The organism is Rhizobium sp. CF142, from assembly GCF_000281145.1.
In the GTDB taxonomy this organism is placed as follows: Bacteria; Pseudomonadota; Alphaproteobacteria; order Rhizobiales; family Rhizobiaceae; genus Rhizobium.
Genome location: NZ_AJWE01000112.1, coordinates 1 through 18,214 on the forward strand (window position 1 = coordinate 1; position 18,214 = coordinate 18,214).

General features: G+C 59.5%; 5 protein-coding genes. All 5 read left to right on the top strand.

Annotated features, from left to right (window positions below; all coding sequences use genetic code 11):
- The first annotated feature begins 233 nt into the window (after window positions 1-233).
- The gene (locus PMI11_RS27530) at window positions 234-809 is read left to right on the top strand and encodes a toxin-activating lysine-acyltransferase (protein ID WP_007823865.1); all 576 of its coding nucleotides are present in this window, start codon (window positions 234-236) and stop codon (window positions 807-809) included.
- A 298-nt stretch (window positions 810-1,107) separates the two neighbouring features.
- On the top strand, window positions 1,108-1,866 hold the full coding sequence (locus tag PMI11_RS27535) for a hypothetical protein (RefSeq protein WP_007823866.1): 759 nt from the start codon (window positions 1,108-1,110) through the stop codon (window positions 1,864-1,866).
- Window positions 1,866-15,167 (top strand): calcium-binding protein, encoded by a 13,302-nt coding sequence (locus PMI11_RS27540; RefSeq protein ID WP_007823867.1) that lies wholly within the window; start codon window positions 1,866-1,868, stop codon window positions 15,165-15,167. Before PMI11_RS27535 ends, PMI11_RS27540 begins: the two co-directional genes overlap by 1 nt.
- Entirely contained in the window at window positions 15,136-16,935 is a 1,800-nt protein-coding gene (locus tag PMI11_RS27545) for a type I secretion system permease/ATPase (protein ID WP_007823872.1), read from the top strand. Before PMI11_RS27540 ends, PMI11_RS27545 begins: the two co-directional genes overlap by 32 nt.
- A partial coding sequence (locus tag PMI11_RS27550) for an HlyD family type I secretion periplasmic adaptor subunit (RefSeq protein ID WP_007823875.1) occupies window positions 16,932-18,214 on the top strand: 1,283 nt, incomplete at its 3' end. The genes PMI11_RS27545 and PMI11_RS27550, both read left to right, overlap by 4 nt.

Sequence of the window (18,214 nt, forward strand, 5' to 3'; positions counted from 1 at the left end):
TGACGAAGCCGTTCATGGACCACATTCCGAGGATGCAACTCGGCCGGTGCGTTAGCATCGATGGCCAGGGCGAAGATTGGGCGGGTCCTAACAGTGAGAGCTAGACACTAAAGTCCACCTTTACCGCGAGAATGTCGGAAATATTTCACTTGAAATTGTAAAAACAACCCTTAATGTGTGGCGCGGGGCGTCAATCTTGACCGATTGCAACTTTTTGTATGGCTGGGGGTATTATGGACGGCGCTGTAGGTGCTGAGCCCGTTAATCAAATGAACGGGCAGATTTCCGAAGAGACCAAAAAGAAGCTGGCAGGCGCCAAAGCCGCCCTTCAATCTACGTTCGGTCAAGTGGTGCTGGCCATGAGTTCGGTGCCGCGTTACCGGAGCCAGATGATTTCTGATCTGTCTCATCTCGTGATAGATCCCCTGATTAACGACCGCGTTGCGATTGCGACGCCTAAGGCGTCAAGCGGTATCGAGCCGCCGGCGATCGCCATTTGGGCGACCGTCAGCTCGGAAGTCGATGCACGAATTTCGGAGCAGACAAAAGCCGGCGTTTTTCCGATCCGGCTGAAGCCGGAAGACTGGAAGAGTGGCGAGATCGTCTGGTTGCTTGACGTGATCGCTCCGACTCGCGAGCTCGCGACATTGGTGCTGACGCAATTCCATCAGGTTGCCAAGCAGGACAGTATCAAGATCCACCCCATGGTCGCGCATCTCGTTGATCCTGAGGTTCTTTCCAAGTTGTCTACGACAGGTTCGTCCCCGTCGGACACAGTTGGTGACGAACCAAGCAAGCATCTGAACTGACGCCTCGCTCGAGGCGTCATCCACCGTTTCCCCTCAGTTTGCGTGAGACAGGCATGTCGATCCGGCATGGCGTAGCTATCGTATTGGCACGTTCCAACCTTACCGGCATACTACGGTTGAGGGGCGGATTTGCATCGGGACGGAGAGATCGGTCCCGCATGCGCCGAACGTCGATGCGTCCTCGCATGATATTTCTAGGATCGGTTCTGATTCCCACTGTCTTGGCGGGCTGCGATACTCTGGGTTTTCATACCTGGCGTCGGAACCAGCTGGCACAAAACGATTTCGTCGCGGGGTCATGACGTTGCTCTGGTTCTCCATTCAACAGCGTTCCGCTGTACGCCAAGCATGGCTGGCCTCCGCTTTGTTGTTCTCCGCGTTGACCATCAGCGGCTGCGACAACCTTTTCGCGCACCATTTCCACTGGTTTCAGAAACTGACCGTGACGGTTGACACGCCTTCTGGCCGGAAGAGCGGTGATGAGGTCATTGAGGTTAAAGCTGAGTATTACGCCAAGGGAACTTACATCGGAGGGGCGGCGCGCTTTGACATCGCGGGCGAGGCTGGCGTCATTGAAGTATTGCCTGGTAAATATCTCTTCGTCCTTCTGCGCGGATTCGATCAGTCCGCGGCGCTCACGACCTTCGTTTCAGAGATCGACCTCGACAATGACTTTGAAGAAGAGAAGAAGAGACAACTCGCCGAGATCGGGGCATTCGAAAATTCAGTGCAGACGAGTGAGCTGTCACGCGACCTCTATCCCGTATTTGTGACATTCCGTGACATTGCCGATCCGGCCTCTCTCGTGGTGGTGGACCCCAATAATCTTGCAAAGGACTTCGGGCCTGGCGTCAGATTACGCTCGGTTACGATTACCGTTTCGCCTGAAGAGACTATCCCGAACGAAGTTCATAAGATCCTCCCTTGGTTGGAAGTCGTTGGACAGCAGCGCGGCGGTGTTGTGCCGAGTAAGAAGCGGTTCGAGTCCGAACTTACCCTTGCAGAGAAAATCAGACCTTCAGAATTCATCACTTTCGATAGATGGAGACGCGACTAATGCCCGTCAGCCAAGAGCTCATGTCCGCAATTCTTGCCTTGGACTCCTATAACCGCGACTATCACGCGGGTTTCGAGATCAACGCGAGCAAAGTTGGTTTCTATTCCGCCCTCAACAGTCGCCAGCTCGTTGGAGATGTTCAATATAACACTTGGGCTGATGCTGGCTTCTACGCTGCCGCCTACCAAAGCGATGCCGGCGAAATGGTCATCTCCTATCGGGGTACCGACGACGTTACGCTCGAATCGATCCTCAACAATACAACGATTGATGTCTGGAAGGGTTGGACGATTGGCGGCGGCTTCATCGGGTCCGCGAGCCAGGCAGACGAGGCAATTGACTTTTATCAGAAGGTCACCGGCAAGAATTATTGGGAGACTGCGGCAAATACCCAGCTGGTCGGGCATTCTTTGGGCGGTGGACTGGCTGGCTTTCTGTCATTCCTCAGCGGCACGACTGGCCGCGGGTACGATTACATGCCCTTCGGGCTGGCGGCGTGGCTGCAAAACTACGCGCTGGAATCTGGAGGAGTGGACCATGAGCTCAATTACGGCAATTTCTCCGGAACGTTTACGTCGGGCGAGATCCTCCAGTTCCTTCGCAGTGGCGCCATCCAATCCGTTCTCGGCGGGCTTTTATCAAGCATCCCCGGTCTGGCTGCGCTTGGCGCCACAGAATCGATACTAACGCAATATTTCGAGAGTTTTGTACCGAAAGACGAGTTGCCAAGTTATGGCGGTATGCGCGATCCGATCGCTCTTCATAGTCAATCGCTTCTCGTTTCATTGGAATTCGCCAAGGAAAATGGTCACATTTCCTGGCAATCGATCTCGAAAGATCTCCTGGATACGCTCTTCAATGACAAAATCGGCAAAGCTGCCGGTTTTACCGGCGAGGGCAAACAAGGTATCTACACAGAATCGGCTAAGCTCATGACCGCTATTGCCTATTCGGCACTGGATAGTGGTTCGGCGGGCAATGACGCCGACTATGGGTATGTATTCGGCAACACGGCGATCAAAGCACTGTTCGACGATGCCGACGCGCTTGGTTGGCTCGTCAACACCGGGAAAACAACCGATATCGTCGAAGATGCCATTCCCGGGCTGACGGAGGCGCTGGTCCAATTCGCCGGGCTGATGGCGATCCGGAAGATCAATTACCATCAGTACCAGAACGACCCCAACGCCGTATACCATCCGGAAAAAGGCATCATCGGTCTCTTCGACAGCAACGGGGCGGAGGTGACCGGCGGTGATGGGGCGCAGCTTCTGACGGTCAACATTTCACAGGACCTATGGGGTCTCGGCAAATCTTCGACCGAAGACGATTTCATCAACATCGTTGGCATCCAGACCATCCTGGAAAGCCTCTTCGAAAAAGGATTGGGTTCCGTCGACGAGAGCCTCATTTCATCGGCGGTGGAGGAACTTTACAAGGACCCAAGCGCCAATGATTTTTCAGTGCCGAAGACTGTCGGCTCGCTCGCATATTCGCTTTCCGACGATCCGTTGGTCCTGACCCTCGGTGATACCGCAGACGGCTATGACCGATATCACGCCGGGCTCTTCGCAGCGACTGACGGTGACGACCAGATCACCGGCAGCGATGAGAACAACATCATTGCAGGCGGCGACGGCGACGATACCCTGACCGGCCATCTTGGTCGCGACCTCCTGGTCGGCGGCAACGGGTCCGACACTTTCATCGATTCCGTCACTGTCGCGGATCATCAGACCGGCCGGCAGAACGAGAACGATGTCTATATCGGCGGCAATGAGAATGTTGGCCTTCTGACCGATTTCCTCGAATGGCTGGCCGGAGCCGCCGAGACCGACACTGTTCGCTATACCGTCGACAATCTGACCGAAGACAATCCCGACACACCGGTCGACGAAAGTGCCCTGCAGCAGGAGGGCGTCAGGGTCACCGACCTCAAGGTCAACCACGATTTCGGCGGCATCGAAGCGCTCGAAGTCACCGTCGAGGACATGGCAACCGGCAAGGCCGGGACCGACATCCTCGTGGCGATCGACAAGATCGAACTCTCGGATCGCGCCGACGAGCTCATAGTGTCTGACGATTCCCTGGACGCGCCGATCCTCATCGACATGGGCAAGTCCGGCCGCATCCAGTCCGAACTGCCCGAAGGCGAGTCGCTTTCTCCCAACGCCTTCATCGAAAAAGTCGACGTCGTCGACTATTCGGGCCTGTCGCATGGCATCAACTATCTGAACGGCGTGACTTCCAACCACGACGACGTGGATACGCTCGATAACGTTTTCCAATGGCAGGGCTATGACCAGGAACTGAAGACCATCGTCGACTATTTTGCCAATGGCGCCCTTGGCTTCAACAACGCCCTGCACGTACAGGGCGCCGACCAGGTCAAGCTCAGCGACCACGACGACGTTCTGATCAGCGCCGAATTCGGTTCGCTCATCACAACGGGCGAGGGCCAGGACAAAATCTGGTTCACCAACGGCATCGGAGTGACCGATCTCAGCAGCGAAGACCGGATCGCGCTCGGCGGTGTCTTGACGCTCTATGGCGGTCTCAAGAACGAAGCATCTGAGGATCCCTACGCATGGGGACCCTATGGAACCTCCTATGGCCTGAACGCCGAAGGTGAGCTCGTCATCCGCAACGCCTTCTGGCATGTGACCAATCCGGATGGCACGCCGTCGGATGAGGTCGCTACGATGTATGTGCTGAACTGGAAGGACCGCACGACTGCCGGACCGGGTGGTGAGGGCGAGGTTGGCCCGGGCGGCATCTTCCTGGCCGAATACCACATGTCTGCCATCCGCTTCCGCGACATCACGCAGGATATGAAGGGCCAGTATTCCGTCTTGGGCGAAGGGGCTTTCGATATCCTCGGTCTGATGATCAAGACGCTCACCGGACACTACTGGGGCGGACAGGATCCGCTGGTGCTCGATCTCGACGGCGACGGCATCGAACTCACGGCCCTCGATCGTTCGAAGTCCAAGCTCGATCTCGATAATGACCTCTATGCAGAGTCTTCCGGCTTCGTCGGTAAGGACGACGGCATTCTCGTCCGCGACCTGAATGGCGACGGCAAAATCACCGGGTCCGACGAGATGTTCGGCAGCGCAGCGATGTCCGGATTGGCGGCGCTCGCCCTGCTTGACGGCAATCATGACGGCAAGGTCGATGCCACCGATAGCGGGCTCGCCGACTTCAACGGCGACGGCGCGATCACCTCGGCCGACACGTTCTCCTCCTTGCTCATCTGGCAGGATGCCAACGAGAACCACCGCACGGATGCAGGCGAACTGAAGACCGCCACCGAGCGTGGCATTGCCTCGATCAATGTGACACCGAACACGGGAACGACCTCTCAGACGGTCAACGGCAACACGATCGCAAGCACCGCCGGCTATACGCTTGCTGACGGCACGGTGCGCACGATCGCCGATGTGCTGCTTAAACTCGACAATCAGGGCACCACCTATGTCGGCGCACCCATTCAGGTTTCGAATTCGGTCCTCGATCTCGCGGACCTACGAGGACGCGGCACACTCGTTTCACTGCATGAGGCGATGAGCGTGCTGCCGGCGGCCGAAGCGGCCGTGCGCGCTGCTGTCCAGACACTTACCTCGCCGGTCCTGTCGGCGTTGCGTGAGGCAATCCGGCCGATCCTGACAGCATGGGCCGAGGGCTCGCCTATCAAGATCGGTGCCAATATCATTACCGGCGCTGGGGGACTGACGTCCTATGACGACCTTGCCATCGTTCGCAAGGACGGCAATATCGTCGACTATGCGTGGGGTGTTTCCTCTTCGGGCGACAACACATCGGATATTCCGGGCATTCGAATGGCCTCGGGAGTCATCGTCTCAAGCAGTGATGGTACATCCGGTCGGGGCGAACTCTCTGGCCTGTTGTCACATTGGACAGGCGGTGGGTCATCGATTGTTGTTACGACCGGAACGGAACTCCACAATGGCGTTTCGGTTTCCTATCTCGACTATCGCAACGGCGACGACTATCTGCGCATCTATAACTATCAGAAGGCCAGCTGGAGCAGCGGCCTTGCGTCTTCGGCCAATCACGCGCTTGGTGGCGGCATCAGTATCGAAACTGTCGCAGGATCCGACTTCTCCTTCTATGAACGGCTGATCGGAGAATCGCTGCAGGCCTTCTTCGTGGCGCCCAATTCCGCGAGCGACGGCTACAAGGCGGTCGCAGCCTTCCTCGACAAGATGGACGACGCCCTCAATCTCTTTGCCGTGCGCCTCGCCGTGCAGAGCGGGCCGCTTGCGCACTATTTCGAGAGCATCGATTACAATGCCCAGAGCGACGGCTTCACCTCCAAGAGCGGCACCCAGATCGCGTCCGTCTTCACAGCGCTTCTCGAAGATGCGGAGCAGAGTGCCAACACGGTGTCGTGGCTCACTGAATGGAAGCCCTTCTTCGACGTCTTCCTGTCTGATTATTCCCGCGGCTCCGGATCGCAGAAGAACACTTACGCATTCCTGGCGCAGAACATGCTCAATGCGGTCGAGCAGCATGCCGGCGGCATCTCGGTCGTCGACTTCGCGCATGCGTTCGGGATGGCGCAGGATCTCTTTTTCGCCGGCACAGGCGAGGTCAATGGCAGCGGGCAGGACGACATCCTGATCGTCGATGGCGGCGAGACCGTCGTTCGCGGCGGCACGGGTTCCGACAGCTATATCATCGGTAGGAGCTTCGGCTCGACCGAGATCTTCGACGACGATGGTCTGGGCGGCAGCGTCGACACGATCCGCTTCTCCGCGCACAATGCCGGCGACATCATCGCCTCGCGCGATGGCATCGACCTTCTGCTGACCGACAAGATCACCGGCGCGGTGCTGCGCATCACCAATGAGTTCGAAGGACGCTGGCCCGGCTCGATGATCGGCGACGCCTCGCGCGATTACGGCGTCAACCAGATCGTCTTCAAGGACGGTTCGGTCTGGACGAAGGTCGAGATTGCCGAAGCCGTCTCGAAGATCGACGACGCATCGACCCATATCGTCGGCACGGCCGATATTGACGTGCTTGAAGGCGGCAAGGCCGACGACCTGCTCGAGGGCGGCGGCGATACCGACATTTATCGCTTCGGTCGCGGCGACGGCAAGGACACGATCCACGACTACGAGGACAACGCCTTCCGCAACGATCAGGACATGCTGCAGTTCCTCGACGGAATCCGCACCGGCGACCTGATCTTCCAGCGCGACGGCGCCTCGAGTGACCTCGTGATCCGCTTCAAGGACAACCCGCTCGACCAGATCACCATTCAGGGCCAGTTCGCGGCCACCTATACCGGCGTCTACGGCACCTGGTACATGAACCGCGTCGATCTCTTCACCTTCGACAACGGCACCAGTTTGACCAGCGATCAGGTCGCAAACCTCGTCCTGAAGGCCTACTCGACGGACGGCAACGACCAGCTCTACGGCATGGAGCGAGAGGACATCCTGCGCGCCGGCAAGGGCGACGACTTCATCTCAGGCGGCAACCAGAACGATACGTATCTCTATGCTCTCGGCGACGGCCACGACATCATCCAGGACGGCATGACCAACATCCTGTCCGGAACCTTCGACGTTTTGCGCTTCGGCGCCGGCATCGACCGCGATGACATCAGCTTCGGCAGGGTGGATGGCGAACGCAACTCCATTGTCATCTACGTCAATGGCGCCGAAGGCGGCATTATCCTGCGAAACGAATTCTCCTACGCCGCTTCGGGGGTGTTCGGGGACATCTACTTCGATCGGATCGAGAGCATCGAGTTCACCTCAGGCGACCAGAGCATCGCGTGGTATGACCTTGCGACCACGGTTATCGCCGGCCAGAAAACCGACGGCGCTGACGTCATCGATGGTTTCGATCTCGACGACGTGCTCGATGGCGGAGCAGGCAACGACACCCTATACGGCAACAACGGCAATGATACCTATGTGTGGGGTCGCGGCTACGGCAACGACCAGATCCAAGAGCGCGGAGCCGGTGCTCTGAACGGCGGCGACTTCGACAAAATCATCTTCCATGACAACGTCACCGCCGATGACATCGTCCTTTCACGCACGCCCGGAACTAGCGATATCATCATAACGCTGAAGGATACGGGCGAGACCCTGACCCTGATCGGCCAGGTTTCTTATAATGCCATCAATTACCGCCCCGATCAGGTCGACGAGATCCATTTCTCGGATGGCGCAATCTGGTACGCGTCCGACATCCGCGCCCATTATCTGCTCGACGCCAAGACCGATGGCGACGACCATATCTATGGGTTCTGGACGAGCAATACGCTCGACGGAGGCGCCGGCAACGACATCCTGGAGGGCGGTGACGGATCCGACACCTATGTCTTCGGCTATGGCTATGGTCATGACGAAATCCGGGAAAACTACGGGATCGTCACCTATGCCGACGATGATGCGGTTCAGTTTGCCGCTGGTGTTGATTTCGACGACGTCACCTTCCAGCGGTCGGGCGAATACGACTTGCTGATCTCGCTTGCCGACTCGAGCGACACGCTTCTGATTACCAACGGATTCTATGTTGGCGTTTGGGACATGAATGACGTCGAACGTTTCCTGTTTGCCGATGGCACGCAATTGACGCGAGAACAGATCGGCCAGCGCATCATTGCGCAACAGAGCACCTCCGGCAACGACACGATCAATGGCTTCGATATGAGCGATACGATCGATGGCGGAGATGGCAACGACGCGATCTATGCCAGGGGCGGGGCGGATGTGATCACCGGCGGGCGTGGCAACGATACGATCGATGGCGGAGGCGGCGCCGATACATACCGCTACAGCCGAGGCGATGGTCAGGACACGATCATCGACGGCGACTGGAGCAGCAGCGGCGACCGGCTTGTCTTCACCGACGTCACCTCCACCGAAATCTCCCTCGTGCGCAACGGCAACAGCCTGCTGATCGTCATTGCGGAATCCGCGCCGGGCATCGGCGATGGCGGATCCGTGCTGCTGAAGGACACGATCGACGGCTTCTATGAGCGCGGCATCGAAATGATTTCGTTTGCCGACGGCGTCTCCTGGTCGCGGGATGTATTCGTGGCGAAGGTCATCAATCAGCAGGGCACGCCCGGCGACGACACGATTAATGGCTCCAACATTGCCGACACGCTTGCCGGCGGCAAGGGTGACGACACCATTAACGGCGGCGGCGGCTATGACACCTATGTCTATGCCCGCGGTGACGGCAACGATACGATGTTCGACGGCGACTGGAGTGGCAACGGCGACCGCCTGCTGTTCGTCGATATCAATCCGGGCAACATTTCGCTCCTTCGCCAGGGCAACAGCCTGAAGATCCTGATTGCTGAAACTGCACCTGGAGCAGGCGATGGCGGCTCGATCCTCTTGCAGGATACACTCGACGGCTTTTACGAGAAGGGCTTCGAGACCATTCAGTTTGCCGACGGCACGAAATGGACGAATGCCCAGGTCCGGCAGATGGTGATAGACCAGGCGGCGACCAACGGGGATGATACGATAAACGGCACGGGCCAGGGTGATATCCTGCGCGGCGGCGCCGGTAACGATACGCTGAATGGCGGCGGCGGGAGCGACGCTTATGTCTACGCCCGCGGCGACGGCAACGACACGATATTCGACGGTGACTGGAGCGGAACGGGCGACCAGATCCGCTTCGTCGACATCAATCCCGATGAGGTAACGCTCGTTCGTCAGGGCAACGATCTGAAGATCCTGATCCGAGAGAGTGTTGCGGGGGCGGGTGATGGCGGTTCGATCCTGTTCCAGGACACGCTGAACGGCTTCTACGAAAAAGGCTACGAGACCATACGATTTGCCGACGGCACGCAATGGACGAACGTCCAGGTCCGTCAGATGCTGGTCAACCAGCAGGCGACCGACGGCAACGACAATATTGTTGGCTTCGGCCAGGGGGATGTGCTTGCCGGCGGACACGGCGACGACACGTTGACCGGTGCCGAGGGCAACGATCTCTACGTCTGGGCGCGCGGCGATGGCAACGACACGATCGTGGAAGGAAACTGGTCTGGCGGCGACCGCCTGCAACTTTCCAATGTCAACCCACAAGACGTCACCTATCTGCGCAATGGCAACGATATCGTCATCGTCATCCCCGAAAGCGTGCCCGGTGCGGGCGATGGCGGCTCAGTTTCGCTGCCCTATTTCCTGGACGGCTATTACGAGCGCGGCGTCGAAAGTGTTCTCTTCGCAGACGGTACGATCTACACGCGCGCCGAAATCCTGCCGCTGCTGCCGATCATTCCGGCAACCGCCGGCAATGACAGCATCGATGGTTCGAACGGCGCCGACATATTCGAGGGAGGCCGCGGCAACGATGTGCTGAACGGTCTTGGCGGCAACGACACCTATCGCTACGCGCGTGGCGATGGTGCCGATACGGTGATCGAGGGCAGCGCTGGCGGCACCGATGACCGGCTGGTGTTTACCAACATTACATCCACCGAGGTCTCGTTGTCGCGCAACGGCACCGATCTGACCATCACGATCCCGAAGAGCGGCCCGACCGTCAATGACGGCGGCAGCGTGCTCATCAGAACCGCGCTGGATGGCGACCAGGGAGGCGTCGAAAAGGTCGTCTTTGCCGATGGGGTCGAGTGGACGAAAGACGATATCAGGGTGAAGCTGCTCGCTGCCGTCAGCACCCCGGGCAACGATACCATCACCGGCTTCAGCAGCAGCGACGATATTACAGGAGGTCTCGGCAACGATACGATCAACGGTGCCGGCGGCAATGACACCTATCACTATACCCGGGGCGACGGAAATGACATCATCACCGAGGCGGCCGCGAATGGCGTGGCCGACGCGATTCTCTTCAGCGGAATCGTTGCGAGCGACGTGAGTTGGAGCCGCAGCGGGAGTGATCTCGTCCTGACGATCGCTCCGACTGTCACCGGTGGCGGGGACGGTTCGACGATCATTCTCAAGGGCGCGCTGGATGCGAATGCCGAGCAGGGGATCGAGCGCTTCGTATTTGCCGACGGAACGGTCTCTACGATCATCGATTTCGCCTCGAAGATCGTCAACGTGGCCGGCACCACCGCGGCGGAAACGGTAAGCGGCACCAACGGCTCCGACATCATTCGCGCAAATGCCGGCAACGACGTCATCAACGGCGGCAGTGGCAACGATATCTACCTCTACCAGCGCGGTGACAGCAGCGACACGATCAACGACTATGACAGCGGCGGGGCGAATGACCGCCTGGTTTTCACGGATATAAATGCATCTGCCGTGACGCTGCTCCGCAGCGGTATCGATCTGTCACTCGCTATCTCACCGACAGTGCCGGGCGGCGCCGATGGCGGAACCATCCTCATCAAGAACGAACTCGACGAGTATTATGCGCGCGGGCTTGAGCAGATTGTCTTTGCCGATGGCACGACGTGGTCGAGAGCGGACCTGCGCAATATGGTTCTGCAGCAGGCCGTCACCGCCGGCAACGACGTCATCGACGGCTTCAATGTCGCCGACACGATCCGCGGCGGCAAGGGCGACGACAGCCTGAACGGCCAAGCCAACAACGACACCTACCTCTACGCCCGTGGGGACGGCAACGACACGATCACCGAATGGGATAGTGCGGGCGACGATGATCGTCTGGTATTCACCAACATCAACGCGAGCGATGTGATCTTGGTGCGCACCGGCATCGACCTGAAACTGGTGATCGCCGAGAGTGCGGCCGGCGCCGGCGACGCCGGATCGATCCTCATGAAGAACATGTTGGACGAGTATTACGCGCGGGGTGTCGACAAGGTCGTCTTTGCCGACGGCACGGCCTGGACGCGGGCAGACTTCCGCACGAAGGTGCTGGAACAGGCTGCGACCGCCGGCAATGACGTGATCGACGGCTTTAACGTCGCCGATACGATCCGCGGTGGCAAGGGCGACGACAGCCTCAACGGTCAAGCCAATAGCGATACCTACCTATATGCCCGCGGTGACGGCAATGACACGATCACCGAATGGGACAGCGCGGGCGACGATGATCGTCTGGTATTGACCAACATCAATGCGAGCGATGTGACGCTGGTGCGCACCGGCATCGACCTGAAGCTGATGATCGCCGAGAGTGCGGCGGGCGCCGGCGACGCCGGGTCGATCGTGCTGAAGAACATGCTGGACGACTATTATGCGCGCGGTGTCGACAAGGTCGTCTTTGCCGATGGCACGGCCTGGACGCGCGCGGACTTCCGGACGAAAGTGCTGGAACAGGCCGTGACCGACGGCAACGACGTCATCGACGGCTTCAATGTCGCCGACACGATCCGCGGCGGCAAGGGCGACGACAGCCTGAACGGCCAGGCCAACAACGACAGCTATCTCTACGCCCGCGGTGACGGCAACGACACGATCACCGAATGGGATAGTGCGGGCGACGACGACCGCGTGGTGTTTGCCGACATCAATGCGAGCGACGTGACGCTGGTCCGCTCCGGGATCGATCTGAAGCTGGTGGTCGGTGAAAGTGCGGTCGGAGCCGGCAACGCCGGCTCGATCGTGCTGAAGAACATGCTGGATGACTATTATGCGCGCGGCGTCGACAAGGTGGTGTTCGCCGACGGCACGATCTGGACGCGGGCAACGATCCGCACCAAGCTGCTGGCGCAGGCTGCTACCGACGGCAACGATGTGATCGACGGCTTTAACGTCGCCGATACGATTCATGGCGGCAAGGGCGACGACAGCCTGAACGGTCAGGCCAACAGCGACACCTACGTCTATACCCGCGGTGACGGCAATGATGTTATCACCGAAAATGAGAATGCCGGCGGTAGCGACCGCCTGGTGTTTGCCGACGTCAATGCTGCCGATGTGACATTGGTGCGCAACGGCAACGACGTGATGGTGCTGGTGGCCGAGAGCGCTGCCGGCGCTGGCAACGGCGGGTCGGTTACGCTCAAAGCGTCCTTGCAGGATTATTATGGACGCGGCGTCGACACGATTGTCTTCGCCGACGGCACCACCTGGTCGCGGGCCGACATGGTCGCGCATGTCGCCTATGTCGGAGGAACGGCCGGCAACGAGACGATCAGCGGAACGTCAGGCGCCGACGAGATCCGTGCCGGTGCCGGCAATGATACGCTTGTCGGTGGCGCAGGAAACGACACCTACGTTTATTCGGCCGGAAACGGCAACGATATCATCGATGAGCAGACGTCGGGGACGGATCTTGACGTCGTTGCCCTTCGTGAGCTGCTGAAGAGCGAAGTGCGGTTCGAGAGATCCGCATCAGCACCGAATGATGTGTTGATCCGTGTTCTTGCCACCGGCGAGGCGGTAACACTGAAGAACCAGTTCAACCTCTCGGGTGGCGTCGAATCGATCGTCTTCGCCGACGGCGAGACGCTCGGCGGCGCTGCGGGGTCACTCGATGCCGCCCTCAAGGAGTTGGTCGCCATTTACGGGACCACGGGCAACGACAATCTGCCGGGGACCGCCGATAGCGACACCTATGTCTATCTCGGCGGCAGCGACATCATTGATGAGCAGACGTCGGGAACGAGCAGCGACGTCCTGCGTCTCGACGGTCTCCTGCGAAACGAGATCCGCTTCGAGCGGAGCGGCTCTGTGCCAAACGACGTGATCATTCGGGTGTTGTCGACGGGTGAGACGATCACTCTCAAGAACCAGTTCAATGCCGCAGGCGGGGTCGAATCCATCGTCTTCAAGGGCGGCGAAGTCCTTGGCGGTGCTGCGGGGGTCCTGGATACGACCCTAAAGGGACTGGTGAGCATCGTGGGGACTGCCGGAAATGATACGCTCACGGGGTCGTCCGATGCCGATACGTTTATCGGCGGGACGGGCGACGACCGCTTCAACAGCGGTGTGGGCAGCGACATCTACGTCTATGCCAAGGGTGACGGTAATGACTATATCGACGATGAGTCCAGCTCGACCGTTGATGTCGATGTTCTCCGGCTGACCGATCTCAACGCCACGGACGTGATCCTGACACGGGCGGGGGTTCACTCTATCCTCACGGTGATCGAAACCGGGCATACAATCACCTTCGATGAACAGTTCTACAATTCCGCCTACTGGGGTTTGGAAAAGATCGAGTTTGCGGACGGGACGACCTGGGATCGGGCGCAGATACAGGCGGCCTCATGGTTGCGCGGAACGGCTGGCAACGACACGCTGACCGGCACCGGTGGCAACGACACGTTCGTGGGCGGCGCAGGTGACGACCGGTATAACAGCGGCGCAGGCAGCGATGTCTATATCTATGCCAAGGGCGATGGTAACGACTATATCGACGACGAGTCCGGATCGACGGCCGACATCGACGTCCTTCGATTGACGGACCTCAATGTCTCCGACGTGGTCTTCTCGCGGGTGGGCGTCCACTCGGTTATGACTGTCATAGAAACCGGTCAGACGCTCACGCTCGATGAACAATTCTACAATACCGCTTATTGGGGATTGGAGCGCATCGAGTTCGCAGATGGTACCGTGTGGGACAGAACCCAGATTCAGGCGGCGTCCTGGATCCGCGGTACAGCGGGAAGCGAGACGCTAACCGGCACTGCTGGCGACGACACGCTGAGCGGTGGCGGTGGCAACGACATCATCAATGGTGCTGCCGGCAACGATAGCTTGTATGGCGATGCTGGCAACGACACGCTGAACGGCGGTGACGGAAACGACACCCATTTCGGTGGCGGCGGCGACGATCTGCTGATCGGCAATTCCGGCGTCGACACCTTTGATGGCGGCGAGGGGATCGATACGCTCGACTTCACCTACTACACCGCAGCCAGCCACACGATTGACCTGGCCGCCGGTCTGGTCACCTTCTCCGAAGCTGCGCCTGCAGAACAGATCCTGAATATTGAGAACGTCATAGGTGGCTCAGGCGTAAATGACATCCGTGGTTCGGCCGCCGACAACAGGCTGGATGGCGGTGCCGGTAATGATCTGGTTTCGGGCGATGACGGCAACGACATTCTGATCGGGGGTGCCGGCAATGACGCGCTCACCGGCGGATCGGGCGATGATGCCTTCGTGTTCAAGGCGGGCTTTGGCAAGGACACGGTGACCGACTTCACGGCTGGTGCCGGAACCGATGACTTCATCGATATCAGCACCAACCTCTTCAGCGATTTCGCATCCGTGTTGGCGGCTGCTTCGCAAGTGGGTGGAGATACGGTCATCAGCTATGATTCCAACAACACGGTCACCCTGAAGAACGTCGCGTTGACGAGCCTGCATCATGACGACTTCCGTTTCACCACCGCAGCGTGACGAGAAGGCGCTCATTTTGAACAGGACCTCAGAACAGCCGCCACAGGTTTTCCTCGTGGCGGTTCTCTCATCGCTCCGCAAAGCCTTCCTGGGTGTTGGGCTGACGAGCTGCGTCATCAATATCCTGGCGCTGACCGGTTCCTTCTTCATGCTGCAGGTCTACGACCGGGTCATTCCCGGCCGTAGCCTGCCGACGCTCGTCGGCCTCGGCGTCATCGCTGCGACACTCTTCCTGTTTCAAGGCGTCCTGGAACTGATCCGGTCTATGCTGCTCGTCAGGGTAGGAACCGCCGTCGACGAGCGTTTCGGCGACCGCGTCTATGGTTCTCTCATCCTGTTGCCGTCGCGCATGCAGATGCCGGGCGACGGGCTGCAATGTGTGCGCGATCTCGATACTGTCCGGGGTTTCCTGTCGGGGCAGGGGCCGACGGCCCTCTTTGACATGCCGTGGATGCCCTTCTATCTCGGGCTTTGTTTCCTGTTTCACTTCTGGATCGGGGTGACGGCTCTGGCAGGCGCCGTTTTGCTCATCGGATTGACGGCGCTCACCGAAATCCGGTCACGCGCTCCGGCAAAGGAGGCGGCCAAGCTTGCCGCCGAGCGCATCACCCTTGCCGAAGCCACCAAGCGCAACTCTGAGGCCGTACTGGCGATGGGCTTCGGGCGGTTCATCGGGCAACGGTGGACCGATCTCAACCGGCGCTATCTCGCCAACCATGTCGCTGCCAGCGCCGTTACCGGAGGGCTGGGAACGGCGTCCAAGATCCTGCGGATGATGCTGCAGTCGGGTGTTCTGGCGGTGGGTGCCTATCTCGTGATCAACCAGCAAGCAACGGGTGGGATCATGATCGCAAGCTCGATCCTGGTCAGCAGGGCGCTCGCCCCGGTCGAACTCGCAATCGGCCAGTGGAAGGGTTTTGTCGCGGCGCGACAGAGCTGGGCGCGCCTGACAAAGCTGATGACGCTGATGGCGACCGAACAACGCGAGGTAACCCTGCCGGCGCCATGCAAGAGCCTAACCGTCGAAGGCTTGCATGTCGCCGCTCCCGGAAGCCGAAACCCGATCGTCCGAGGTGTTTCCTTCAAGGTTTCGGCTGGCGAAGCCGTGGGGATCATCGGCCCAAGCGCTTCGGGAAAGTCCACACTTGCCCGCGCTGTCACCGGTCTATGGCTACCGCTCAGCGGCGCCGTCAGGCTGGACGAGGCGATGCTCTCACAATGGGACCCGCACGAACTGGGCCGGCATCTCGGCTACCTGCCGCAGGACGTCTCGCTGTTCGAGGGCTCGATCTCGCAAAACATCGCCCGTTTCGACCCTGAAGCCAGGTCCGAAGCCATCATCGAGGCCGCAAGAGCTGCGGGCGTTTACGACATGATCGTGCAGTTTCCCGAAGGTTTCGACACCAGGGTTGGCGAGCATGGTTCTGCACTGTCTGCCGGACAACGGCAACGCGTTGCACTGGCACGCGCGCTCTACGGCAAGCCGTTTCTGGTGGTTCTGGACGAGCCGAATTCCAACCTGGATGCCGAAGGGGAAGCAGCGCTGACGCAGGCGATTTCCGGGGTCCGCGCCAGAGGAGGCATCGCGCTCGTGATCGCCCACCGGCCGAGTGCGCTCATAGCCGTCGATAAGGTCCTTGTCATGGGCAACGGCCAGATGCAGGCCTTCGGGCCGAAGGACGAGGTGCTGAGCAAGACCACGAAACCGTCGAAGCCCGCGCCGCAGCCCGTTCGCTTGCTGATCGCCGGCGAGGAGACAGGATCGTGACGGCGACCGGAGCGCCATCGGCCGAGCGCGCCGTCCGCAGGTTGACGATTGCCGCCCTCAGCGTCGTCGCCTTGCTCGGCGGGGTCATGGGTGGCCTTGCAGCGACCACGCATCTCTCAGGCGCCGTCATTGCAACCGGCACCGTCGTGGTCGATAGCTATGTGAAGCCGGTCCAGCACCAGAAGGGCGGCACTGTCGGCGGTCTTTTCGTTAAGAACGGAGATACCGTTGAAGCTGGCCAAATCCTCATACACCTGGACGACACACAGACGCGCGCCAATCTCTCGATCGTCAGCAAGCGCCTCAATGAGCTCACCGCCCGCACGGCTAGGCTCGAATCCGAGCGAGACGGTCTGGACGCCATTGAATTCTCGAAGGAACTCCTCGCGAGGGTATCAGACCCGGAAATCAATCGTTCGATCGAAGGGGAAAAGCGGCTGTTTGCCGACCGTCGATCCTCGCGCATGAGCCGTAAGGCGCAGTTGCGCGAGCGTATCGAGCAGCTGAAGCAGGAAAGCGAAGGCCTATCGGCACAGGAAAACGGCAAGCGCCAGGAAATCGCGTTGATCGAAAAGGAACTTGTAAGCCTGCAGCGCCTATTTGATCAGGGGCTTGTTCCTGCAAACAGGGTGTATGCCTTGCAGCGCGAGGCAGCGAGCCTCACTGGCGAACTCGGTAGTCTGGTTGCCAACGAGGCGCAGACCAAGGGCAAGGTCACCGAAACAGAGCTCCAGATCATCCAGATCGACGACGATCAGCGCAGCGAGGTTTCCGATCAATTGCGGCAGGCCGAAAGCGATATCGGCGAGTTTTCCGAGCGCCTCGTGGCTGCCGAGGATGACCTGCAGCGCATTGATATCCGTGCACCGCAAGGCGGCATCGTGCACCAGCTGGCCGTCCATGCGCCCGGCGCCGTCATTGCGCCCGGCGAAGCGATCATGCAGATCGTCCCGGATCGTGACGCGCTGGTCGTCGAAGTCAAGCTTTCGCCGACCGATATCGATCAGGTCAGCGTCGGCCAGGCGGTCCATCTGCGGTTTTCTGCGTTCAGCCAGCGCAGCACGCCGGAACTTAATGGCGTTGTCACCAGCATGGCGGCTGACCTGACCTCCGACCAGCGCTCGGGCCTCAGCTACTATGTCGTGCGTGCCAAGGTTTCCGACGGGGAATGGCAGAGGCTTGGACAAGTCACACCTGTTCCTGGCATGCCGGTCGAGGCGTTTATCCAGACAGGTGAACGTACTGCGCTTGCCTATCTGACGAAGCCGTTCATGGACCA